The sequence below is a fragment of the Serratia sp. J2 genome (assembly GCF_046269175.1).
GTDB classification, from domain to species: domain Bacteria; phylum Pseudomonadota; class Gammaproteobacteria; order Enterobacterales; family Enterobacteriaceae; genus Chania; species Chania fonticola_C.
The window spans coordinates 152,932-175,522 of sequence record NZ_JBKABN010000009.1 but is presented as its reverse complement, the minus strand read 5'-3'; the positions used below and the strand labels follow the sequence as shown (position 1 = coordinate 175,522).

The 22,591-nt window shown below is 54.5% G+C and carries 16 protein-coding genes; 9 read left to right on the top strand and 7 right to left on the bottom strand.

What is annotated here, in order from left to right:
• Positions 1-84 precede the first annotated feature (84 nt).
• Both ACKWMY_RS12140 and ACKWMY_RS12135 read right to left on the bottom strand, forming a co-directional pair.
• The gene (locus ACKWMY_RS12140; RefSeq protein WP_409486352.1) at positions 85-3,177 is read right to left on the bottom strand and encodes a beta-galactosidase; all 3,093 of its coding nucleotides are present in this window, start codon (positions 3,175-3,177) and stop codon (positions 85-87) included.
• A 142-nt stretch (positions 3,178-3,319) separates the two neighbouring features.
• Positions 3,320-4,411: a LacI family DNA-binding transcriptional regulator gene (locus ACKWMY_RS12135; RefSeq protein WP_409486351.1), complete on the bottom strand. Its 1,092-nt coding sequence runs from the start codon at positions 4,409-4,411 to the stop codon at positions 3,320-3,322.
• A 255-nt stretch (positions 4,412-4,666) separates the two neighbouring features.
• Between ACKWMY_RS12135 and ebgR the strand changes: the two genes are divergently transcribed.
• From ebgR to ACKWMY_RS12115, 4 genes are all read left to right on the top strand, one after another.
• Positions 4,667-5,650 (top strand): transcriptional regulator EbgR, encoded by a 984-nt coding sequence (gene ebgR / locus ACKWMY_RS12130; RefSeq protein WP_024529947.1) that lies wholly within the window; start codon positions 4,667-4,669, stop codon positions 5,648-5,650.
• Positions 5,651-5,996: 346 nt separating this feature from the next.
• Entirely contained in the window at positions 5,997-9,068 is a 3,072-nt protein-coding gene (gene ebgA / locus ACKWMY_RS12125) for a beta-galactosidase subunit alpha (protein ID WP_409486350.1), read from the top strand.
• 3 nt (positions 9,069-9,071) lie between these two features.
• Positions 9,072-9,524, top strand: a complete 453-nt coding sequence (locus ACKWMY_RS12120; RefSeq protein WP_409486349.1) for a beta-galactosidase subunit beta — start codon at positions 9,072-9,074, stop codon at positions 9,522-9,524.
• A 90-nt stretch (positions 9,525-9,614) separates the two neighbouring features.
• Positions 9,615-11,030 carry an amino acid permease gene (locus ACKWMY_RS12115; RefSeq protein ID WP_024529944.1) on the top strand — a complete coding sequence of 472 codons (1,416 nt, stop codon included), beginning with the start codon at positions 9,615-9,617 and terminating at the stop codon, positions 11,028-11,030.
• Positions 11,031-11,072: 42 nt separating this feature from the next.
• Here the strand turns inward: ACKWMY_RS12115 and ACKWMY_RS12110 are convergent, their stop codons facing one another.
• Positions 11,073-11,774 (bottom strand): GNAT family N-acetyltransferase, encoded by a 702-nt coding sequence (locus ACKWMY_RS12110; RefSeq protein WP_074032130.1) that lies wholly within the window; start codon positions 11,772-11,774, stop codon positions 11,073-11,075.
• 373 nt (positions 11,775-12,147) lie between these two features.
• On the opposite strand from ACKWMY_RS12110, the gene ACKWMY_RS12105 reads away from it, so the two are divergent.
• From ACKWMY_RS12105 to ACKWMY_RS12095, 3 genes are read left to right on the top strand one after another with little or no spacing between them, the layout of a single operon-like run.
• On the top strand, positions 12,148-12,867 hold the full coding sequence (locus ACKWMY_RS12105; RefSeq protein WP_024529942.1) for a gluconate 2-dehydrogenase subunit 3 family protein: 720 nt from the start codon (positions 12,148-12,150) through the stop codon (positions 12,865-12,867).
• Positions 12,868-14,646, top strand: a complete 1,779-nt coding sequence (locus ACKWMY_RS12100; protein WP_065685938.1) for a GMC family oxidoreductase — start codon at positions 12,868-12,870, stop codon at positions 14,644-14,646.
• Between the two features lie 17 nt (positions 14,647-14,663).
• A complete protein-coding gene (locus ACKWMY_RS12095) occupies positions 14,664-15,935 on the top strand; it encodes a c-type cytochrome (RefSeq protein WP_409486348.1) in 1,272 nt (423 codons plus the stop codon).
• A 351-nt stretch (positions 15,936-16,286) separates the two neighbouring features.
• Here the strand turns inward: ACKWMY_RS12095 and ACKWMY_RS12090 are convergent, their stop codons facing one another.
• Positions 16,287-17,417 carry an RNA-guided endonuclease InsQ/TnpB family protein gene (locus tag ACKWMY_RS12090; protein WP_409486347.1) on the bottom strand — a complete coding sequence of 377 codons (1,131 nt, stop codon included), beginning with the start codon at positions 17,415-17,417 and terminating at the stop codon, positions 16,287-16,289.
• 107 nt (positions 17,418-17,524) lie between these two features.
• Between ACKWMY_RS12090 and ACKWMY_RS12085 the strand changes: the two genes are divergently transcribed.
• A complete protein-coding gene (locus ACKWMY_RS12085; RefSeq protein ID WP_409486346.1) occupies positions 17,525-18,289 on the top strand; it encodes a GntR family transcriptional regulator in 765 nt (254 codons plus the stop codon).
• Here the strand turns inward: ACKWMY_RS12085 and ACKWMY_RS12080 are convergent.
• From ACKWMY_RS12080 to ACKWMY_RS12070, 3 genes are read right to left on the bottom strand one after another with little or no spacing between them, the layout of a single operon-like run.
• Complete coding sequence (locus ACKWMY_RS12080; protein ID WP_409486345.1) at positions 18,276-19,250, bottom strand: PfkB family carbohydrate kinase; 975 nt, start codon at positions 19,248-19,250, stop codon at positions 18,276-18,278. The genes ACKWMY_RS12085 and ACKWMY_RS12080 overlap by 14 nt on opposite strands.
• On the bottom strand, positions 19,247-20,266 hold the full coding sequence (locus ACKWMY_RS12075) for an ADP-ribosylglycohydrolase family protein (RefSeq protein ID WP_186529305.1): 1,020 nt from the start codon (positions 20,264-20,266) through the stop codon (positions 19,247-19,249). Before ACKWMY_RS12075 ends, ACKWMY_RS12080 begins: the two co-directional genes overlap by 4 nt.
• 51 nt (positions 20,267-20,317) lie before the next feature.
• On the bottom strand, positions 20,318-21,568 hold the full coding sequence (locus tag ACKWMY_RS12070) for a nucleoside permease (RefSeq protein WP_409486344.1): 1,251 nt from the start codon (positions 21,566-21,568) through the stop codon (positions 20,318-20,320).
• A 351-nt stretch (positions 21,569-21,919) separates the two neighbouring features.
• Between ACKWMY_RS12070 and phoP the strand changes: the two genes are divergently transcribed.
• On the top strand, positions 21,920-22,591 hold the full coding sequence (phoP, locus tag ACKWMY_RS12065; RefSeq protein WP_021804688.1) for a two-component system response regulator PhoP: 672 nt from the start codon (positions 21,920-21,922) through the stop codon (positions 22,589-22,591).

Genomic DNA, 22,591 nt, shown 5'->3' with positions numbered 1-22,591 from the left:
AAACCCACTCCCCCAGTCACATAGATAACCATATGACTGGGGTAAACAAGTGCAAATAAGAATCCATCCTGTGATGAATAAGTATTATCCGCCGTACTGCCAAACCAACTTATAGTTATAGTGCTCAGCATCCAAGATAAAATCTGGGCTCACACTCGGGCTCCATGAGTCATCACCGCCGACCCCCATATGGAAACCATCTATATTGACCCAAACCCCCTGCTCCGCACGCAACAAATGGTTATGCGAGGTATCAGCCAATTGTTGCTGGCCATATTGGCTGAGGCCAAAGTGGAAATCCCCCTGCCACTGCCAGTGGCCAAAATTCAGTTGCCGAGTATTGCAACGCAATCCATTCTCCGTTGGGAAAATGTATGGCGTATGTAGCTCAGAAATCGGTAACGTCCACCGCCCAAGCTGAGCGGAAAGCTGGCGGTCAGGGTAGTTTTCGTGTGGGCCTAACCCCAGCCACGATGCGCGTTCAGCAACCTCCGCAAGTTGGCAGCTCAAGCCAATCCGCGCCGGCGCTGGAATTCCATGGGCTACATCAACGTTGACATCAATATGCAGTTTACCCAGGCAGTTAATCAAAAAGGTCTTGCGGCTGATAAACATGATGTTGTTTTGGAAGGTATAAGCATGGGCTGTGCGGATCTGCACGCCTTGGGAAATCGCATCAACTTCACATTGCAGTAGGCGCGTTTCTAGCGCGTACATACCAGCTCTCTTCCAACGTTCTACCCATGCATTAGGATCGATGTGAGTGGTATCGCTCACCCCAATGTCATTATCAAGCGGTGCGCGGGTAAAGTTGTCGCGTAACGGCGTCAACAGAGCAGCTTTTTCATCCTGCCACCACTGTTCAAGCAAACCGGTTTGCCGATTGAACTGCCAGCGCTGTGTCCCCCACTCAATGCTGAAAGCGTCATTATGCTCGTTCAACCGAGGTGACTGCGCCTGAACGTCACTGTGGTCGGTTGGTAAGGTTAATGGTCGAGATAAACGCCACTGGTCCCAGGCACAACGATGATGTTCTTTAGACCATGCTGTTGCCTTGATTTGGCGAACCTCCACGTTCAACCACAGCTCACCGCTCTCTTTCAGCTCGGGAATGTCACCCAGTACGATTCTCTGCGTACCCTGCGCCGCTAATGACAGTTCAACCTCGCCCTGTGCAATAGCTTTCCCGTCCAAGGCTACATTCCAATAAAGCCGCTCGTTATCGCTGGTACGGAATAAATACTCACTGTTCACTTCAATCGTTAACGGCTGCTGTTCGAGCATTTGGAACTGATAAAACTGCTGGGCACGTTGTGCTTCAAACAGTGCCGGGTGCGGACTGCGATCGGGGAATACCAACCCGTTTAGACAAAATTGGCGGTCATTAGGCGTATCACCGAAGTCGCCGCCGTAGGCCCAGTATGATTGACCATCATCGGCAAGACGCGTCAGACCTTGGTCGACCCAGTCCCAGACAAAGCCCCCCTGCAGTCGCGGATGTTTACGAAAAGCCTGCCAATAACGATCAAAACCGCCAAAGCTATTGCCCATGGCATGGGCGTACTCGCACAGGATCAGCGGACGCTGTTCGTCGGGTAAACCGATCCACTTGCTGATCGACCATTTGGGTACCGCTGGGAAGGATTGATCCTGCTCAACCCTTGCGTACATCGGGCAGATAATATCCGTTGCGGCTGTGTTGGCTCCGCCGCCTTCATACTGTACCGGACGGGTAGGATCCTCGCTTTTTATCCAGCGGTACAGAGCATCATGGTTGCCCCCATGGCCAGATTCATTGCCCAATGACCAGATGATAATACAAGCGTGGTTACGGTCACGCTGCACCATGCGCGTAACTCGCTCGCTCATGGCGGGTAGCCAGAGCGGATCGTTGCTTAGCCGGTTCATCGGCTGCATGCCGTGGGTTTCAATATTAGCCTCATCCACTACATACAGGCCGTAGCGATCGCACAGCTTGTACCACAGCGGGTGGTTCGGATAATGGGAACAGCGCACAGCGTTGAAATTATGCTGCTTCATCAGCAGGATATCCTGACGCATGGTGGCTTCATCCATGACTTGACCATGCTCTGGATGGTGCTCATGCCGGTTGGTGCCACGTATCAATAGCGGCTGTCCGTTAAGCTTTAGCAAGCCGTTGCTGATCTCAATCTGTCGGAAACCCACATCATAGGCTTCAGCCTCCACCAATTCACCGGTTGGGGAGAGCAACTTGACCACTGCACGATACAGTGCTGGCGTCTCTGCACTCCACAAGGCGGGTTGATCCACCGACAAACGCAGAGTCGTGCGCTCATCATAAGCGCCGCGCTCATCGATAATCTCGCTGCCGAAGTCCTGCATTTTCTCGGCGATCAGAGCATCTTTACGCCACAGTTGCACCTGCACCCGGTGTTGTTGTGGCTGATGAGCTCGCACCTCTACCACCAATTCCCCTCGGCGGAAACTGTCGCTTAATGGCGTGGTAATAGTGATATCGCTCAGATGAGTGGCGGGTTTATGCAACAGGCTGACATCGCGAAAAATCCCGCTCATGCGCCACATATCCTGATCTTCCAGATAACTGCCGTCGCACCAGCGTAATACCATCACCGCCAGCCGGTTTTCCCCTGGAACCAAAACATCGCTGAGATCGAATTCAGCAGGTAAACGGCTGTCTTGTGAATAGCCAACCCAGTGACCATTGCACCACAGATAAAACGCAGAATTGACACCGTCGAAAATAATCCGGGTCTGCCCCTGCGATAGCCACCCATCATCGACATTAAATGTGAGCGAATAACATCCTGTAGGATTTTCTACCGGGACGAAGGGTGGGTTAACCGGGATCGGATAGGTGACGTTGGTATAAATCGGTGCGTCATAGCCTGCCAATTGCCAGTTTGACGGCACCTGTATTTCATCAGCGTTATCCAGATCGCTCTGTAGCCAGGTCTCCGGCACCCGTTCTGGCTGACTAAAATAGCTAAACTTCCAGGTCCCATTTAATGAAACAGACTGCGCTGAAGCTCTATCTTCTCTGGCATCTTGCTCATTGCGCCAGCTTTGAAATGGCGGGTGTACTGGTAGGCGACGGTATTGCGTACAGGCAGGATTTTCCCAGTCTCGACGAGATAAAACAGCGCTGAGTGATTTCCCTGTTTGAGATGCGTTCATGCTTCCCCTCCAAAATGTTATACGCTCACAATTAACAATAAAATGAACAGTACGTGTAGAGGTGTAAAGCAAATATCCTTGGGAAAGCGAGGTCAGTCACAAATTAAGCTCAGGGATCGCAACCGATCCCTGGCGTTGGCGGCTATTTTCCCTCGAGCGCGGAGATTTGGCGTGCGATACGCAGCAACTCCTGAGATAAAGTTTGCAGCGATACCTTCTCTTGATTCATAACTGCCGTTGTATGCCTTTGCACCAGACTGGTCGTCAAACGCAAAGAACCGGCATGAGGCACATGTCGCTCTTCCAGGCACTGAACCAGGCGTTTAACGCTTTCCTGCCCCAACATCCGAAAGTCCTGCTTAATGGTTGTCAGCGGGGGGTAATAATAAGCACTGTCTTCAGTATCATCGTAACCCACTACCGACATTTGCACCGGAATTTGCAACCCATACTCCTGCAGAGCACGCAGCACGCCTAACGCCATTTGATCGTTGGCAATCAATATCGCCGTTGGGTGTTTCGGCAAGCTCAGGATCTGCCCGGCAAGCTGATAACCGGAAGCCGCACTCCAATCGCCATGGAGCACCGAACAAGGCTTCAACTGACACTCCGTTAACGTAGTCAGCCACCCCTGATAGCGCAAACGCGCCGAAATCGAGACCAGCGGCCCGGTAATCAGTGCTATATCACGATGCCCAAGAGCAACGACATGTTCTACCCCTTGACGAGCCCCCTCATAGGGATCAAAAAGAATGCTGGAGACATCAGAATCAGGGTCGACGTCCAAAAACAGCGCAGGCACCTTGCCACAAACTTGTTCAATAGCGTGAGAATCTTCAGCGCAGAGAGAAACATTAATCAGCAATCCATCCACCCGTTGCGACAACAGCTCATTTATCGCAGTGCGACAGGCCTGAACGCTAAGATCTTCCACCATGGAAATCACCACGTTAAATCCCATCTGGTTCGCCTGCGTTTTAATTGCCGAAGCGATTTGGGAAGGTGCGTGCAGCGCTAGTTCGGTGGTCGCCAGCCCTAGCGTAAAACTCTGTTTACCTGCAAGTTGCTGTGCGACACGGTTTGGTACGTAATTCAACGCAGCCATTGCTTGCTCGACCTTCGCGCGGGTTTTACCCGAAACGTGTTCAGCACGATTTAATACCCGCGACACGGTTTGATACGACACTCCGGAATAGTCGGCGACGTCATTCAGCGTGACAGATTTAGGCTTCATACAGTTTCTCGCGTCGATTAATTCAAAGAAATCAAGCTAATGAGTGTTAATCATAGCAGCTTAAGAAGCTATTCAACCAGGCATTATTGGCGGCACGGCCTGAAGGTATTGATTTCAGGCCTTCGGGCACATAAAACGTGAACCCGTAAATCCCGCAACCCTTATTTTTTACTAAAAACTAATGAAAGTTCGCCGACATCACTTACAATGCCAGATAACGAAGTTTGCCGTTCAGGCTGTGAGATAAGGATAGATATGGCAACGCTGAAAGACATCGCGGCCGAAGCAGGAGTTTCATTGGCGACGGTCTCCCGGGTTTTGAATGACGATCCCACGCTCAACGTCAAAGAAGAGACCAAGCATCGCATTCTGGAAATTGCCGAAAAGCTGGAATACAAGACCAGCAGTGCCAAAAAGCATCTGACTAACGCGGTGGTACAGCATCACGTGCTAGCGCTGTACAGCTATAAGCAAGAGATGGAAATCAACGATCCTTACTACCTTTCCATCCGTCACGGCATCGAAACCCAGTGCGAGAGGTTGGGAATTGAACTCACCAACTGCTACAAAAACAACCAACTGCCGGATCTGAAAAAGATCACCGGTGTGCTGATCGTCAGTAAACCTGCGCCTGAGATCCTGCGTAAGGCAGCGGCGTTAACCGACAACATCTGCTTTATTGATTTTAATGAGCCCGGTTCCGAATACGACTCGGTGGATATCGACCTGACAAAAATCAGCAAAGAGATCATCGACTTCTTTATTGAGCACGGGGCCAAACGCATCGGTTTTATCGGCGGTGCCGATGAGCCGAATAAAGCGGATATCCGCGAAGCGGCCTTTGTAGAATATGGGCGGCTGAAAGGCGTAGTCCGCGAGCAAGATATCTACCGTGGCGATTTCTCTAGCGCCTCCGGCTATGAGCTGGCGAAAAAGATGCTGGCAACCAAGGATTACCCTTCCGCACTGTTTGTCGCCTCAGACTCCATTGCCATTGGGGTGTTACGCAGCATTCATGAGCTGGGGTTGAAAATCCCACAGGACATCGCCCTGATCAGCGTCAACGATATCCCGACCGCGCGTTTTACCTTCCCACCGCTTTCTACCGTGCGTATCCACTCGGAAATGATGGGGATCCAAGGGGTCAACCTGCTGCTGGAGAAATTCCGTGATGGCCGCGCCCTGCCGCTGCAGGTCTACGTACCCAGCAAGTTAAAACTGCGTGAAACCACCAAGTAACCTGACGACTCAATTCTCGCCATGTAGGGGCGCCGTATGTGCGCCCGCTAAAGCACCTATCTCGCATCCAAACGCCTAATTATTAGTAAAAAACACTAATAATTACGAGGTTTTTTACTTCGGAATCTGTCAATTTCTGCCACTATTCCTCGCCTACCACGCCAATTTGCCATTCCTTTAACCCGATCACAGATCCACCAGCGCATCGGGCATAAAGCGTGATCGAGTTAAAGTAAAACAAATCATCGGCTATATTTTAGTAAATGTTTTACTAAAATCCATTCCAAGCATTGACGCATTCCATGCCAAGACTGCGACCTACAGCATTCAGACCAGGAGAGATGACGTGAATAATTGGGAAAACTTTCAACACCTGCATGAGAACCGAATGGCCCCCCGCGCCTACTTCTTCTCATATGACTCGCTTAAGCGTGCCCAAACCTTTCAGCGCGCCCTCAGCAGCCACTTTATGGCACTCAGCGGCCAATGGAGCTTTAACTACTTCACCAACCCGCTGCTGGTGCCCGAAGACTTTTATTCACAAAGGATGACTGACTGGGGCCAGATCACGGTACCCAACATGTGGCAAATGGAAGGCCACGGCATCCTGCAATACACCGATGAAGGCTTCCCCTTCCCGATCGATGTCCCTTTCGTGCCGACAGACAACCCGACCGGTGCTTACCAGCGTAGCTTTACACTTGGTGAACAGTGGAGTGGAAAACAGACCATCATCAAATTCGATGGGGTCGAGACCTATTTTGAAGTGTACGTCAACGGCCAGTATGTCGGCTTCAGCAAGGGCAGCCGCCTGACCGCCGAATTTGATATATCCGGTTACGTGCACTCCGGGGAAAACCTGCTCGCCGTGCGCGTTATGCAGTGGGCGGACTCGACCTATATTGAAGATCAGGATATGTGGTGGACAGCTGGCATCTTTCGCGATGTCTATCTGGTGGGCAAAGAGCCGGTTCACGTGCAGGATCTGACCGTTCGCACCGATTTTGCCGATGACTACCAAAGCGCGACCCTGTCTTGCGCACTGGAGATCGAAAACCTGTCCGGCGCACCGCTAGCAGACTACGTGGTCGAGTATGCCCTGTTTGATAACGATAACCTCCTGGCACAGCAGTGCCTAGGCGCACAAACGCAGACCCATTTTGCTATCAATCTGGCCAATCCAATCCAGTGGTCAGCGGAAAACCCTTATCTCTATCAGCTGTTTATCACGCTTAAAGACCAAAGCGGTACCGTATTGGAAGTGATCCCTCAGCGCGTCGGGTTCCGCGATATCAAGGTGCGTGACGGACTGTTCTACATCAACAACCAGTATGTGATGCTGCACGGCGTCAACCGCCATGATAACGACCATTTGAAAGGCCGTGCGGTAGGCATGGATCGCGTCGAAAAAGATCTGATCCTGATGAAACAGCACAATATCAACTCGGTACGTACCGCCCATTATCCTAACGACCCGCGCTTTTATGAGCTGTGCGACATTTACGGGCTGTTCGTGATGGCCGAAACCGACGTCGAAACCCACGGTTTTGCCAACGTGGGCGATCTGAGCCGCATCACCAACGATCCGGCCTGGGAAACGGTATTCGTCGATCGCATCGTGCGCCACGTTCACGCGCAGAAGAACCATCCGTCGATCGTGATGTGGTCGCTGGGCAATGAGTCCGGTTACGGTTGCAACATCCATGCGATGTACCATGCCACCAAGGCCATCGACGATACCCGCCTGGTGCACTACGAAGAAGACCGCGACGCCGAGGTGGTGGATATCATTTCCACCATGTATACCCGTGCGCCGTTGATGAACGAGTTTGGTGAACACCCGCATGCCAAACCACGCATCATCTGTGAATACGCGCACGCCATGGGCAATGGCCCCGGCGGCCTGACGGAATATCAGAACGTGTTTTACCAGCACGATCATATTCAGGGCCACTACGTTTGGGAGTGGTGCGATCACGGCATCCTGGCGCACGATGAGCAAGGCCAGGCGTTTTACAAATACGGCGGCGACTTCGGCGACTATCCGAACAACTACAACTTCTGCATGGACGGGCTGATCTTCCCGGATCAAACCCCAGGGCCGGGCCTGAAGGAGTACAAGCAGGTTATTGCGCCGGTGAAGATCCGTGCGCTTGAGCCTCACCTTGGCACCTTCCTGGTCGAGAACAAGTTGTGGTTCACCAATCTGGATGATTACACCCTCACCGCCGAAATCCGCGCAGAAGGGGAAACGCTGGCAACGCTGCCTCTGCGGCTGAAAGATTTGGCAGCCAACTCTTCACGGGAAATCCGCCTTGAACTGCCTGAACTGGATGAGCGCGAAGCCTTTGTGAACTTCACCGTGCGCAAGAACTCCAGCACGCTGTACAGCCCGGCAAATCATGATATCGCGGTGTACCAGTTCCAGCTCAAAGAGAACACTGCGCAAACGGAAGCCTATACCAACCTCAACGCCTTGCCTCTCCGGGTAGCGGAAAGCCGCCTGGCATACTGCATCAGCGGCCAGGACTTTACGCTGACCTTCTCCAAGGTGAACGGCAAGCTAACCTCCTGGATGAGCTACGGGGAAGAAATCATCGCCTCTGCTCCGGCGTTAAGCTTCTTCAAACCGATGATCGATAACCATAAACAGGAGTATCAGGGCCTGTGGGAACCCGCTCATCTGCAAATCATGCAAGAGCACTTCCGCACATTGGACGTCGTTCAGGCCGATGGCCGCGTTGAAATCACCGTGACCAGCATCATCGCCCCGCCGGTCTTCGACTTCGGCATGCGCTGCTGCTACCGCTACCAGATCAATGCCGAAGGCCAGCTCAACGTGGAACTCAGCGGCGAGCGTTACGGCGATTACCCGTACGTGATCCCGGCCATCGGGCTGGATATCGGCATTAACGGCGGCTTTGATCGGGTGAACTACTATGGCCGCGGCCCGGAAGAAAACTATCAGGACAGCCAGCAAGCCAACCTGATCGATATTTACCAGACCACGGTGGCCGAGATGTTCGAGCACTATCCGTTCCCACAAAACAACGGTAACCGCCAGCATGTGCGCTGGGCCGCGCTCACCAATCGTCACGGTACCGGTCTGCTGGTCAAACCGCAGCAACCGATCAATTTCAGCACCTGGGAGTACACCAGCCAGAACCTGCATCAGGCGCAGCATACCAATGAGCTGCAACCAAGTGGATATATCACCCTCAACCTTGACCACCAAGTGATGGGGCTGGGTTCCAACTCATGGGGCAGCGAAGTCCTCGACTCCTACCGGGTTTACATGGCGCCATTCCGCTATGGCCTGACCCTGCTACCGCTGCAAGCCGGTGACGTCAGCGCCCAGGCGCTGGCCAACCATGACTTTGCCAATGACTTCTTCACTCCAACCACCAATGAGGCCTGATCCATGCACGTATTAGACAACCTGGAACAATTCAAAGTGGTTTACCGGGACGGCCGCAAATGGAACCGTTGTGTGGAAGCCATTGACAACATTGCCAATATCAAAGACGGCGTGATGCACTCCATCGGCGATACGCTGGTCTATATGATTGAAGACGGCGTCACCTGTAATCGCTCGACCTTTGAAGGCAACCGTCGCTATTTCACCATCCAATACTACCTCGAGGGCGGCGAAACGGTGGAGTTCGCGCAGAAATCAGCCCTCACCCCCGTTGAGGCCTACCGCGATGAAACCGACCGCGAATATCTGCAAGGCACCGGGCAAACCTGCGAATTACGTGCCGGGCAACTGGCGATTTTTGACAATCGGGAGGCCTACCGCTTCCACGGCGATAACCGGGTGAGAAAAGTGGTGCTGCGGGTCACCATTGAGGATGGCTACATGTTGAACAAGTGATCCTGCTGATTATGAAGCGAACCGGGCGGGAAATCACTCCCGCTCAATCCAGATTGAGTTCATCATTCATGTTGTTCATCGGAGGACGCTATGTCCGATTCTTTACGTGGCACGATTGGCAAGTTTGCCCTGTTGTCGATGACCTTTGCGGCGGTGTTCAACGTACGCAATATCGTCAACAACAACATTGAACTGGGCTTGAGTTCAGCCCCGGTATTTTTGTTTGCAACCCTGGTCTACTTCATTCCCTTTGTGTTTATTATCGCGGAGTTTGTGTCCGCCAATAAGAACTCGGAATCGGGGATGTACGATTGGTTAAAACAGCCTCTGGGCACCCGTGCAGCCTATATGGGGTCGTTCCTGTATTGGTTCGTCAACCTTTTCTGGTTTGTATCACTGTTGCCTAACGTGATTGCCTATGCGTCGTACGCCATTATGGGCCGCGAATACGCCTTTTCCCCGGTGATGGTATCGATCATCTCGATCGTACTGTTTGCCGCCACCACCCATATTTCCACCAAGGGTGCCAGTTGGCTGGGCAAGATTGCCGAAGTCGTCGCCTATGGGGTATTCGCCCTGTTTGCGATTTACGTGCTGGGCGCGTTGATGGCGCTGAGTGGCGATCACGTCCCGGCGCAGCCTATTACGCTGGAGGCGATGACGCCGACGGTGAACTGGGCAACGTTAGGCATCATGTGTTGGATTTTCCAGGCGGCTGGCGGTGCAGAAACGGCGGCGGCCTACCTCAATGACGTCAAAGGGGGCCAGAAGTCGTTTATCAAGGTGATTATCATTGCCGGTGCGGTGATCGGCGGGATGTATGCCGTCGGTTCCCTGCTGGTTAACGTGTTTGTTGCGCGTGAAAACCTGACCTACGCAGGCGGCATGGTGGAAATCTTCACCGGAATGGCCAAGTACTTCGGCATTTCCGAAACGCTGGTGGGCCGTCTGGTGGGCATCGTGCTGTTTATCGCCATTTTTGGTTCGATGATGATGTGGACCTCCGCGCCGGTGAAGATCCACTTCTCCGAGATCCCGAAAGGCGTTTACGGCCAGAAAACGACCGAGCTGAACAAACATGGCGTTCCGGTACGTGCTGCATGGTGGCAATTTGCCTTCGTGTTCGTGATGTTGGTGGTTAACGGCTTTGGTTCCGAATCGGTACAGCAGATGATGAACACCGCGATCAACCTGACGGCTGGTACGGCGATGCTGCCGCCGATCTTTATCATGGTGGCCTACTTCGTGTTCCGCTGGAAGCATGACGATACGCCGCGCGAGTTCCGCATGGGGTCGCGCAAGTTCGGAATGGGCGTGGTTTCGGTGCTGATCACCATCTTTGTGGTCAGCATGACGGCATCGGCATTCCCGCCGGGGGTCGATCTGATGAAAGCCTTCTTTATCAACGTCTGTATGACCGCGGTGTTCTCGGCTCTGGCCTGGTGGTGGATTTCACGCTTCGAGGCCAAGCAGGTAAGAAATAAAGCGGCGCTGAGCGAGCAGTAAGCTACATAGGGGCGAACATCCACATGTTCGCCCCCCTACATATCAAGGCATAAACGCCTGCAAACGCTGTATCTGCTGGCCGTCGGTACCAAAATTCTCGTCAGCCAGCCAACCTTCGAACGCACTACGCATCTGGGGCCAGTTTTGGTCGATCATGGCGAACCAGTCGGTATCCCGGTTGCGGCCCTTGGTGACCAATGCCTGCAAGAAGCGCCCTTCGTATTGGAACCCAAAGCGTTGCGCTGCCTGCCTCGAAGGCGCATTCAGGCTATCGCATTTCCATTCGCAGCGGCGGTAACCCAGCTCGTCAAAGGTATGGCGCAGCATCAGGTAAATCGCCTCGGTGGCGCAGGAGCGCTGCTTCATCAGCGGTGACCAGCAGACGTGGCCAATTTCCAACACGCCGCTAGCCTCTTCAATCCGCATAAAGGCCACCGTGCCGACGGGCATATCGGTGGCTAAATCGAACACCACCAGATTGACCAGCGCCGGGTTGGCCTGCAGGTTTTCCAGATGCGCACGCAGTTCCTGCGGGCTATCCGGTCGCTCCCTCATCAGGTAAGTCCAGTCACGGCCGTCTGGCGCTAGCTGGTAAGCCGCAAACAACGCGGCAAAGTCCCGCTCGGCATCCAACATCGCGAGGCGGCAAAATTTGCCCGTCAGCGTCACCGCCTGCGGCCGTGGCAAGGCATGCCATTGCGCCAAGGGTTCGCCCACCGGCTGACCATATTGATTTATCGCCATAAAAGTATTCCGTCTGGTTGCTGCAAAAGCAGGTTCTCCACAGCAGCATATACCGATGCCAGATCGCATCATACAGACCAATTCAATCCAGCGAATAGACCAATCAGCCGAAGCTCGTTAGGGGCAATAGTCAAGGCAAATTGTTAATGAAATGATCTAAATCAAAAACAATGTGAAGAAAATGTTTTGAAACAGATGCTTTATTGTTTGTTTTAGCTGCCAAGACTTAAACTTGAATCACCATACCAGTAGCTTGCTAATTTTTATTGGTCATGGGATAGCAACTCCCTCTGCCCGTTACTGCCCAAGACAGCGGCAGTGCGTACCTGATCCGCACGCGGGCATTTCTGTGAAACATATTCAAGGTGGAACTATGTCGCAACAGCACCCTTCTATACCGCCCAGGCGGAGCTTTCTTAAAAAGACTTTGGCGTTAATCCCATTGGCCGCAGCCGGAGGTACCGGCGTTCTGACGATGACGCCTCTGCCAGCCTCGGCGGCGGGTATCTCTTCTCACTATGTTCCCGCTTATTTCAATAACGAAGAATGGCGTTTTCTGCTGGCGGCCTGCGATCGACTGATCCCCAGCGATAGCAATGGCCCCGGAGCCGTCGAAGAAGGCGTGCCGATCTTTATCGATAAGCAGATGGAAACGCCTTATGGTCACGGCGGCCTGTGGTATATGCACCCGCCGTTTGTTCCCTCTGCCCCTGAATTAGGCTATCAGTCCAAACTGACTCCGCGTGATACCTATCGCATTGGCATTCGCGGCCTCAATGCGCACTGCCAGCAGCAGTACCAGAAAGCCTTTGCGGATCTGGATCATGCCCAGCAAGAGCAGATTCTGACGGCGCTGGAGAAAGGTGGGCTGGACTCCGAAACCCTGCCCGGCAAAGCCTTTTTCAGCCAACTGCTGCAAAACACCAAAGAGGGTTATCTGGCCGATCCACAGCACGGCGGTAACCAGTCGATGGCCTCATGGAAGCTGATCGGTTTCCCTGGTGCGCGGGCAGATTACACCGACTGGGTCGATCATCCCAATCAGGCTTATCCCCTTGGCCCGGTAAGTATCTCCAGCAAAAGGAATGCATAAATGAGCACGATAAAAAAGCCACCGGTAGACGTGGTCATTGTCGGATTTGGCTGGACCGGTGCCATTATGGGCATGGAACTGACCGAAACCGGCCTGAGCGTATTGGCACTGGAGCGCGGTGAGCAGCGCGATACCTACCCTGATTTTGCCTATCCACGGATTGCGGACGAATTGACCTATGGCATCCGCCTGAAACTCGAGCAGGAGATGGCACATGAAACCGTCACCGTGCGCCACACGCCAGCGGATTTTGCCGTGCCTTATCGTCAGCTTGGATCCTTTTTGCCCGGCAACGGCGTTGGCGGTGCTGGCGTCCACTGGAACGGCATGCACTGGCGCGCCCTGCCCGCCGATCTGAAAATGCGTACCACAGTGACGGAAAAGTATGGCGACAAATGGGTGCCAGAAGGCATGTTGTTGCAGGATTACCCTCTCAGTTACACCGAGCTGGAGCCTTACTTCGATAAGTTCGAGAAGGTCTGTGGCACCGCAGGCAAAGCCGGTAACCTGCAAGGCAACATCGTCAAAGGCGGCAACCCGTTCGAAGGGCCACGCACTAGCGAATATCCCACGGCCCCCCTCAAGCAGCTCTATTCTGGTTCGCTGTTTGGCAAGGCGGCCGAGTCGCTTGGCTATCACCCGTTCAGCATTCCAGCAGCCAACTGCTCGGAGCCTTACACCAATCCCTACGGTGTGCAACTCGGTCCCTGTAACTACTGCGGTTACTGTGAGCGCTTCGGCTGCTTTATGTACTCCAAGGCCTCACCGCAAACCACCATTCTGCCGGTGCTGATGAAGCGGAAAAACTTCGAATTGCGCACCCAGTCGCAGGTTATCAAGGTCAATCTGGACAGCAGCGGCAAAAAGGCCACCGGTGTCACCTATGTCGACGCCCAGGGCCAGCAGATTGAACAACCGGCGGACCTGGTGATCCTCAGCGCCTTTCAGCTGCATAACGTGCGTCTGCTGCTGCTCTCCGGCATCGGTAAACCTTATGATCCCGTCACTGGCGAAGGGGTCGTTGGCAAGAACTACGCCTATCAGATGAACAGCGGCATTTCGCTATTTTACGATAAGGACACCCACTTCAACCCGTTCATCGGAGCCGGAGCCGCAGGCACGGTGATCGACGACCTCAACTCGGAAAACTTCGACCACGGCGAGTTGGGCTTTATCGGTGGTGCCTATATTTCCGCCACCCGCACCGGTGGCCGCCCGATCCAACAGATGTCATTACCGCCAGGAACGCCCACCTGGGGCAGTGGCTGGAAGCAAGGCATCAAAGATAATTATCCGCACTCGATGAGCATTGGCTCTGAAGGCTCGGTGATGCCCTATCGCGACTGCTATCTCGATCTCGATCCCACCTATCGGGATGCCTATGGGCTACCGCTGCTGCGCATGACCTTCGACTGGAAGGCTAACGAGATCAAGATGACCCAACACATTACCAGCAAGATGGCGAACATCGCCAAGGCCATGGAGCCGAAGCAGATGGCAATTTCGGTGATGGGCAGCGGTTCGCACTATGACGTGCGCCCGTACCAATCCACCCACACTACCGGCGGGGCAATCACCGGCGACAACCCAAAAACCAGCGTGGTGAACAAGTACCTGCAATGCTGGGACGTGCCCAACGTGTTTGTCACCGGTGCCTGCGCCTTCCCGCAGAACCTGGCTTATAACCCCACCGGGATCGTCGGTGCGCTGGCCTATTATTCAGCGGAAGCGATCCGTAATCAGTATCTGAACAACCCCGGCCCGTTGGTTCAGGCCTGATACGCAAGGAGAAGACGATGAAAGGATTAACCCCCTCGCTGCTGGCCTTGCTGGTATTAAGCGCCAGCGCTCAGGCCGCCGAGGATACCCACCAGGTTGGGCAAATCGCTCATGGCGAATATCTGGCCCGCGTTGGTGACTGTGCCGCCTGCCATACCGCACCAGGTGGCATGGCGTTCGCCGGTGGGCTGAAGATGACCACCCCGGTTGGCGCGATCTATTCCACCAATATCACCCCAGACAAAACCACCGGGATCGGTGCCTACGACCTTCAAGCGTTTGCCGACGCCCTGCGTAAAGGCATTAGGCGCGATGGTACTCGGCTCTACCCGGCCATGCCCTATCCCTCTTTCGCCAAAATCAATGATGAGGATTTACGCGATCTGTATCTCTACTTCACCCAACGGGTAACGCCGGTGGTGCAGCAGAACAAGGCTAGCGATATCCCCTGGCCGCTGAATATGCGCTGGCCGTTGGCGATGTGGGACGGCATTTTCCGCGAGGATGGCGCCTATCAGCCAGACGCTAACCAAAGCGCACAATGGAACCGTGGGGCTTATCTGGTACAAGGATTGGGCCACTGCGGCAGTTGCCATACGCCACGCGGCATTGGCTTCCAGGAGAAGGCGTTGAACCAGACTGATGACGCTTATCTGAGCGGTGGGACACTAGAAGGTTGGCATGCCGCCAGCCTGCGTGGTGATGCGCTCAGCGGGCTGGGTAGTTGGAACGCGGAAGATCTGACCCGCTTCCTAAAAACCGGCCACAGCGACAGATTTGCCGCCTTTGGCTCCATGGTGGACGTGGTACAAGACAGCACTCAGCACCTGAGCGACGAGGATTTGCAGGCGATCGCCGCTTATCTGAAATCGCTACCTGCGGGGGATGAGCAAATAACGCCAACGGCCAACCAGCCGCTGGCACTCTACAGCACCGGCCAAGGCAACCCAGGCGGTCAGGCTTATCTGGACAACTGCGCCGCCTGCCACCGCAGCGATGGTCAGGGCTATCGCAATACCTTCCCACAGTTGGCCCATAATCCGGCGTTGCTGGCGGAAGATCCTGCTTCGGTGATCAGCATCATTCTGAATGGTTCACGTACGCCGATGACTATAGACGCCCCTACCGGACTCACCATGCCGGACTTTGGCTGGCGTCTGAGCGACCAGCAGGTGGCCCAGATTGCCACTTTTGTGCGCTCCAGTTGGGGGAATAACGCCGCTCCGGTCACTGCCGATCAGGTCAAAGAAATACGGGAGAACAGCGCCGCCAAACCTTCCCAGCAGTAAACACTACAACGGGCGCAGCATGCAGCGCCCCTACGTTTTGACTTGATCGTTGGTGTTACAGATTGTCTCTCATACCTGACTATAGCGCCGTACCGGCCCCCTCTCCTTTTTGGGGAGAGGGTTGGGGTGAGGGGAAACAGTGGACACCGGCTCACCATTGATTATCCAAACAGTCGCAGCATGCAGCGCTCCTACGTAGCGAGTTTGATCTCCACAGATCTTGCTCCACACGGTTGCACAGCCCGGCGAAATCACCTTAAATAAGCTATCGCATTGAGGCTACAGGATTTCGGTCGTCTTTGACTGCTCCCCGCCCTAAAGGGCGAAGACTCCCACTTCACAGAGCCGAACCTAAGCCGCGTGCTGCGATTCAGGATTTACAGGCTCTCCGTGGGCTAACACTGCCAGCCCGGCAGCTTTGATATTACGCGCCGCGTTGATATCTCGATCATGGTCAGCTCCGCACTCAGGGCAGTGCCAGTGACGAACATCAAGTGGCATTTTTTCCATGGTGAAGCCGCAACAGCTACAGCGTTTTGAGGACGGGAAAAACTGAACTATGGCAACGACAGAGCGTCCAGACCCTTTCGCCTTGTACTGTAGCTGCCGCACAAATTCACCCCATCCGGCATCGGATATCGCTTTCGATAGTTTGGGATTACGGAGCATGTTTTTCACTTTCAGGGATTCAACGCAAACAACTTGGTTCTCGTTTATCAGTTTGCGGGACAACTTATGCAGGCTGTCCATTCGGCAATCAGCAATTTTAGCGTGGAGCTTTGCGACTTTTAATCTTGCTTTAGCACGGTTCCTTGAACCTTTTTTCTTCTTGCTCAATCGGCGCTGTAACAACGCTAAACGTTTCGCGTACTTCGCCGTATGGCGGGGATTGCCGGTTTTAAATCCGCTATCGGTGACGAACAAATCTTTTAAACCCATATCAATGCCCGTCATTTTTGCGGTAACAGGCAGTGATTTTGATTCAAATTCGCACAAGCAGGACACGAAATATCGACCTGATGCGTCTTTGGAAATTGTGACGGTTGAAGGTGTCGAGGGGAGTTCACGACTCCAGCGAACAGAGAGTGGCGTTGTGTTTTTAGCCATGTACAGCTTGCCGTTACGGTATTTAAAGGCACTCGCCGTAAATTCAGCAGATTGTTTGTGGTGTTTGCTTTTGAATGTCGGGTACTTGGCACGCCCCGCAAAGAAGTTAGAAAAGGCGGCCTGTTGGTGGCGAAGAGTCTGCTGTAACGGGACGCAGGAAACATCATTCAGCCAGGTAAATTCAGGCTCTTTTTTTAGGGCGGTTAGTCGGGCATTGGCCTGAATGTAGCCGATCTTCTCCTGTCGTTCGCGGTACGCATCAGTTCGCCAGCGAAGAACTGAATTGTAGACAAAACGCACGCAGCCGAAGGTTTGAGCTAAAAACTCAATCTGATCCTGTGTTGGATAAAACCGATATTTGTAGGCGCGTTTCATATGTACAAAATTACAGGGGTTATAGTGAAAAGACAAAAAGAAGTTAGCTTGAAAACCGCCTCCTTTCCTCCCCGGTCTAAAGGCCCAGGTTTCCCGGAGGCAATCTGATGATCACGGATCCCAACCAGCGCCTGCTGGACAAACTGCAACAAGATCTGACCAGCGCTGGCGCTATGCCGCTCTACCTGCGCTTTAACGAATCGGTACGACAGGCCATTGAGCTTGGCATATTGAGCCAGGGGGATTTTCTGCCCAGTGAGCGCCATTTCACCGAGCGGCTGGGGATCTCGCGCATTACGGTACGCAAAGCCCTGGCCTGCCTGGAGCAGGACGGCATTATCGGCCGCTCGCGGGGCTATGGCACCTTCATTCAAAATACCGTGGCTCAACCTAAACTGGCCTATTCGCTGGCGGATGTGAAAGGCTTTTCACGCGAAGTGATGCTGCAAGGCCGTAAGCCGGACACCATGTGGATCAGCCGTGAGCAAATCCCGGCGGATAGCGCACTGGCCGAGAAGCTATCGCTGGCCGAGCATACGCCGGTGTACAAACTCAAACGTATTCACTTTATCGATCAGCGCCCCATGTCGGTGGCGGTGTCTTATGTGGTGGCGGAGGCGATAGCCAACGTTGATGATATTGGCGTTTCTCTGTATGACTACTTCCGTTTGAACAACGTGGAGCTGGGATCGCTACGTAGCCAGGTCAGCGCCGCCATGAGCGACGGTGAAACCCTGCAAGCGCTACAGTTGAAAGACCCCATGCCGCTGCTGATCATCAAGCAAACGCTGTTCGACAGCCGGAAAAAGCCCATCGAATACAGCGAAAGCTTCTGCCGCAGCGACATGTACGAGTTTATCAGCGAGGATTGAGCTCCTCACTGGCCAGGAGCTGAGCCAGGGTTGGCGCACAATCTCCACCAGCCTGCGATACCACGTAACCGGCGATGCTATTGGCTAACATCATGCTTTGGCGGGCGGTCAGGCCCAATGCGAGCCCGGCGAGCAAACCGGCGCTGTGGCTATCGCCAGCACCGATGCTGTCAACCACGTTGACCTGGCGAGCGGCAATCCAACCATGATCCTCCGGCCCGGCAAAGTAATAGCCGCCTTCCCCCCCGCAGCGCACAATCACCAGTTGCCCGGTGGTTGACCATAAATGCTGGCAAAAACCGGCAATATCTTCCTGCATGCCAAGGTGCTGGGCTTCTCGCTGGTTTAGCGTCAGGATCACACCAGGGCGGATTAGGCGTTGCAGCAGGCTCTGCGCCATCACGTCAATGCGCGGGCCAATATCCAGCACGACGCGAACCTGTTTGGGCAGGCGTAACAGCCAGTCCACCAGCACGTGGCCCTGCCTGGCACCCAGTTGATAACCGGAAAGATAAACCAGCCCGCTTTGTGGCGTCACGTCTGCCAACCACTCCGGCTGCCACTGGTTCTCTATGCCATCGATAGAGATAAAGGTGCGCTCTCCGTCCGGCTCGACCAGCGCCAGACACCAGCCGTTATCCTCACCCCTCACTTGCAGATCGGAATTCACGCCGCGCTGCGCCATCTCGCTACGCAAACGCTCTGCCCACACGCCTTCGCCCACCGGCAGCAGATTGTGGCTGGTAATGCCCAACTGGCGCAGGGCCACGGCAATATTCAGCGCGCAGCCCCCTAAATGCAGCCCCTGCATCTGGGCCGACACGTCGCCACCGCGCACCGGCAACGCATCGGCGCTCACCACCATATCCATCACCGCTGCGCCAATCACCGTCACCGGGCACTGCTGATGCCAGCCGCCCTGGGTCAGCGTCTGCAATAACTCGCGTCTTTCGTTACTCATTCAGCCTCCTGCCAGCGCTGGCGGAAACGGAGAAAGGCCTGCGCGTAGTGATTGATATCCAGCGGATTCACCCGCTTCAATTCTGCCAACATAGCCGCGTCGAACGCGTCGATACCGTTCAAGGCACCGCAGATCGCCGTGGCCATCGCGCCGATGGTGTCGGTATCACCGCCCAGGTTGGCGCACAGGATCGCACAGCGGGTAGGGTCGGTTTGCGCCAGTTCGACCATCGCCAACGCGGCCGGTACGGATTCTATGGTGCTGACCCCTGCGCCAACCAGTTGGTAGACCCGTTCGGAGGCCTGCTCGGTACCGCCAGCCTGTTCGACTACCTGGAAGGCCAGTTCGATACGCGCCGCTAAAGACGCGCTGAAGGTGGTGCTCTGGCGGCGCTGAGCGTAATCTGCCACCCCCGGTAACGCCAGGCGGATCTCTGCCCAACTGGCCCCTTCGACCGCCTTGGCAACCGCCCAGGCAATCACCACCGCACCGGCTACCGCGATATCGGATTTATGCGTCGGGCTGGAGGCCAGCCAGACCTGCTGGCAAAACTGCTCCAACGGCGCAGAAGGCAGCACACAACCCAACGGGGAAACCCGCATTGCCGCGCCGTTGGTCACCCCGTTGTTTTCCAAATTGCTAATCGGCGTGCCCTTCTTCTGCTCCCCCAGCGCCAGTTTGGAACTTGGGCCAAGGATGTTTTTGTTGAAGGCGTCAAAACTATCGACCCAGCGGATCACGTTGCGGGCAATCAGCTCCGGAACCACTTCACCGTCGGCCTCGATCAGCGCGTCGGCGAGTGCCAGAGCCATCGAGGTATCATCGGTATACTGCGCTGCCGTGAAATAGCAGGCGGCGCTGTTTTCCGCCGGGCCGTCGAGGAAGCGGTCGATCCAGCCAAAGTGGCGCTTAACCCGCTCACGCGGCCACAGCTCGGAAGGCATGCCAAGCGCATCTCCCAGCATTTGACCATAAAGTGCGCCCACCACGCGTTGTTCCTGGGTTAACTGCTTCATCTGTTTCTCCTGAATTTTTACCTTGCCGGGCAACAGGCCCGGCGCAACGAATTAAGACCGTGCTACGTCAATCGGGGTGATGTTGTCGCTGCGTTCACGGAAGAACAGCAGGAACAGCAGCATGACGCCCACCACCATCACCGCACCCACGCCCCACACGGCGAACCAGTCAAACGTCATACCGTCTCGCGGTTGTTCAAGGGCAAAAGTGGTCATCGCACGGCCCCCAAGCCAGTTACCGATAAAGCTGCCCAACCCTTGGCAAATCAGGGTGATCAGGCCCTGAGCGGCGGTACGCATATGCGGTGGCGCTTTTTTGTCGACGTAGATATAGCCGGTCACGAAATAGAAATCGTAGCTGACGCCATGCAGCAAAATGCCCAGGAACAGCATGCTGTAGGCCCAGACGTCGGCGGTGCCGCCGTAGATAAAGAACACATAGCGGATCGCTGCGGTCACAAAGCCCAGCAGCAGCACCTTCTTGATGCCGTACCGCTTGAGCAGCAACGGCAGCGCCAACATGGCAAAGATTTCCGAGACCTGCCCCAGTGTCATCCAGCCTGTGGCATTCGGCAGCCCAACCTGCGTCAGATAGCCATTGGCAAACTGGTAGTAAAACGCCAATGGCATACAGAACAGGAACGAGCACAGGGCGAAGGTGGCAAATGAGCGATCCTTCAGCAGGCCAAGCGCGTTCAGGCCCAGCAACGCCTTGATATCCACCGGGCCAGTGCCTTTGGCTGGCGTATTGGGCAGCACAAAGCTGTACAACCCGAGCGCGAACGAGGCCACACCGGTAATGATTAGCGGCAGGTTGCTATCGGAAATATTGCCTAAACCCAGCAGCGGCGGCAGCATAAAGCCCACCACCAGACCGGAGGCAATCCACCCCAAAGTGCCCAGTACGCGGATGCGCGGGAACTCTTTCTCGGTATCGGTAATGTTGGCAAAGGCGATGCTGTTGGTCAGCGCCACGGTCGGCATATAGGTGATGGCATAAATCACCAGCAGCGGGAAGAAGGTGGCAAAGGTGGTTTGCCAGGCGATGATGAACATCAGCACCCCGCCAGCCAGATGCAACCAGCCCAAGACTTTTTGCGCGGCGAAGTAGCGATCGGCAATGACGCCAACCAGCACCGGCGAGAGGATTGCCGCAATAGCCGTACTGCTGTACGACCAGGCAATTTCGCCCGGCGTGAAGCCGAGCTTGTTGAGGTATTGCCATAGGGGAACAAACCACGCTCCCCAGATAAACCACTCGATAAACATCATGACAGACAGCTTCAGATGAGGACGTTTCATTATTATGTATCCTTGCTGGCTACCTTCCCGGCATCGGCTCGGGAAAGCGGTGTAGGGTTCCTGGTATTAGCATCATTACGATACCTATATAATACCTTAATGATACCTTTAATCCTTTGCAGCGATCCCGCTCACACTTCAGGCAGTCAGGCTTTGTTTAAGTTTTGTTTACCTTTGACACTTCGCTGTTTATCCTGCGTTTATTAGCCATTGCCGATAATCACAGGATGACAGAATCAAACGATCAGGGAATGGTCAGCTAGTGCGCGTTTTCACAACGTGGCCAATAGCGTGTAACCTTTCAGCGCGGGTGCCTGGTGTTGCACCCGCCTAACAACAGGAGTCTGTACCATGCGAGTACTGGTTGTTGAAGACAATGGCCTATTGCGCCACCATCTTAGTGTGCAAATGCGTGAAATGGGGCATCAGGTTGATGCCGCAGAAGATGCCAAAGAAGCCGACTATTTTCTGCAGGAACACGCACCTGATATCGCCATTGTCGATCTAGGGTTGCCGGGTGAAGATGGCCTGAGCCTGATCCGCCGTTGGCGTGCCAATCAGATGAAATTGCCGATCCTGGTACTGACCGCCCGTGAAAGTTGGCAGGACAAGGTAGCGGTGCTGGAAGCCGGTGCCGATGATTACGTCACCAAGCCCTTTCATCTGGAAGAAGTGATTGCCCGCATGCAGGCCTTGATGCGCCGCAATAGCGGCCTGGCTTCACAGGTGATCGTACTGCCACCATTCCAGATCGACCTCTCACGCCGTGAGTTGAGCGTCAACGAACAGCAAATCAAACTGACGGCCTTTGAGTACACCATTATCGAAACGTTGATCCGTAACGCGGGTAAAGTGGTCAGCAAAGATTCATTGATGTTGCAACTCTACCCGGATGCCGAACTGCGCGAAAGCCACACCATCGACGTATTAATGGGCCGCCTGCGTAAAAAGCTACAGGCCGAATACCCGCAGGAAGTGATCACCACCGTGCGTGGCCAGGGCTACCGTTTCGATGCCAAGTGA

Bases quoted from the DNA above. Each gene is read 5' to 3' on its own strand.
- ACKWMY_RS12110 (WP_074032130.1), bottom strand. From the start codon at position 11,774: ATGGCGATAAATCAATATGGTCAGCCGGTGGGCGAACCCTTGGCGCAA.
- ACKWMY_RS12100 (WP_065685938.1), top strand. From the start codon at position 12,868: ATGAGCACGATAAAAAAGCCACCGGTAGACGTGGTCATTGTCGGATTT.
- ACKWMY_RS12085 (WP_409486346.1), top strand. From the start codon at position 17,525: ATGATCACGGATCCCAACCAGCGCCTGCTGGACAAACTGCAACAAGAT.
- ACKWMY_RS12115 (WP_024529944.1), top strand. From the start codon at position 9,615: ATGTCCGATTCTTTACGTGGCACGATTGGCAAGTTTGCCCTGTTGTCG.
- ACKWMY_RS12105 (WP_024529942.1), top strand. From the start codon at position 12,148: ATGTCGCAACAGCACCCTTCTATACCGCCCAGGCGGAGCTTTCTTAAA.
- ebgR (WP_024529947.1), top strand. From the start codon at position 4,667: ATGGCAACGCTGAAAGACATCGCGGCCGAAGCAGGAGTTTCATTGGCG.
- ACKWMY_RS12070 (WP_409486344.1), bottom strand. From the start codon at position 21,568: ATGAAACGTCCTCATCTGAAGCTGTCTGTCATGATGTTTATCGAGTGG.
- ACKWMY_RS12140 (WP_409486352.1), bottom strand. From the start codon at position 3,177: ATGAACGCATCTCAAACAGGGAAATCACTCAGCGCTGTTTTATCTCGT.
- ACKWMY_RS12080 (WP_409486345.1), bottom strand. From the start codon at position 19,250: ATGAGTAACGAAAGACGCGAGTTATTGCAGACGCTGACCCAGGGCGGC.
- ACKWMY_RS12075 (WP_186529305.1), bottom strand. From the start codon at position 20,266: ATGAAGCAGTTAACCCAGGAACAACGCGTGGTGGGCGCACTTTATGGT.
- ACKWMY_RS12090 (WP_409486347.1), bottom strand. From the start codon at position 17,417: ATGAAACGCGCCTACAAATATCGGTTTTATCCAACACAGGATCAGATT.
- ACKWMY_RS12095 (WP_409486348.1), top strand. From the start codon at position 14,664: ATGAAAGGATTAACCCCCTCGCTGCTGGCCTTGCTGGTATTAAGCGCC.
- ACKWMY_RS12135 (WP_409486351.1), bottom strand. From the start codon at position 4,411: ATGAAGCCTAAATCTGTCACGCTGAATGACGTCGCCGACTATTCCGGA.
- ACKWMY_RS12120 (WP_409486349.1), top strand. From the start codon at position 9,072: ATGCACGTATTAGACAACCTGGAACAATTCAAAGTGGTTTACCGGGAC.
- phoP (WP_021804688.1), top strand. From the start codon at position 21,920: ATGCGAGTACTGGTTGTTGAAGACAATGGCCTATTGCGCCACCATCTT.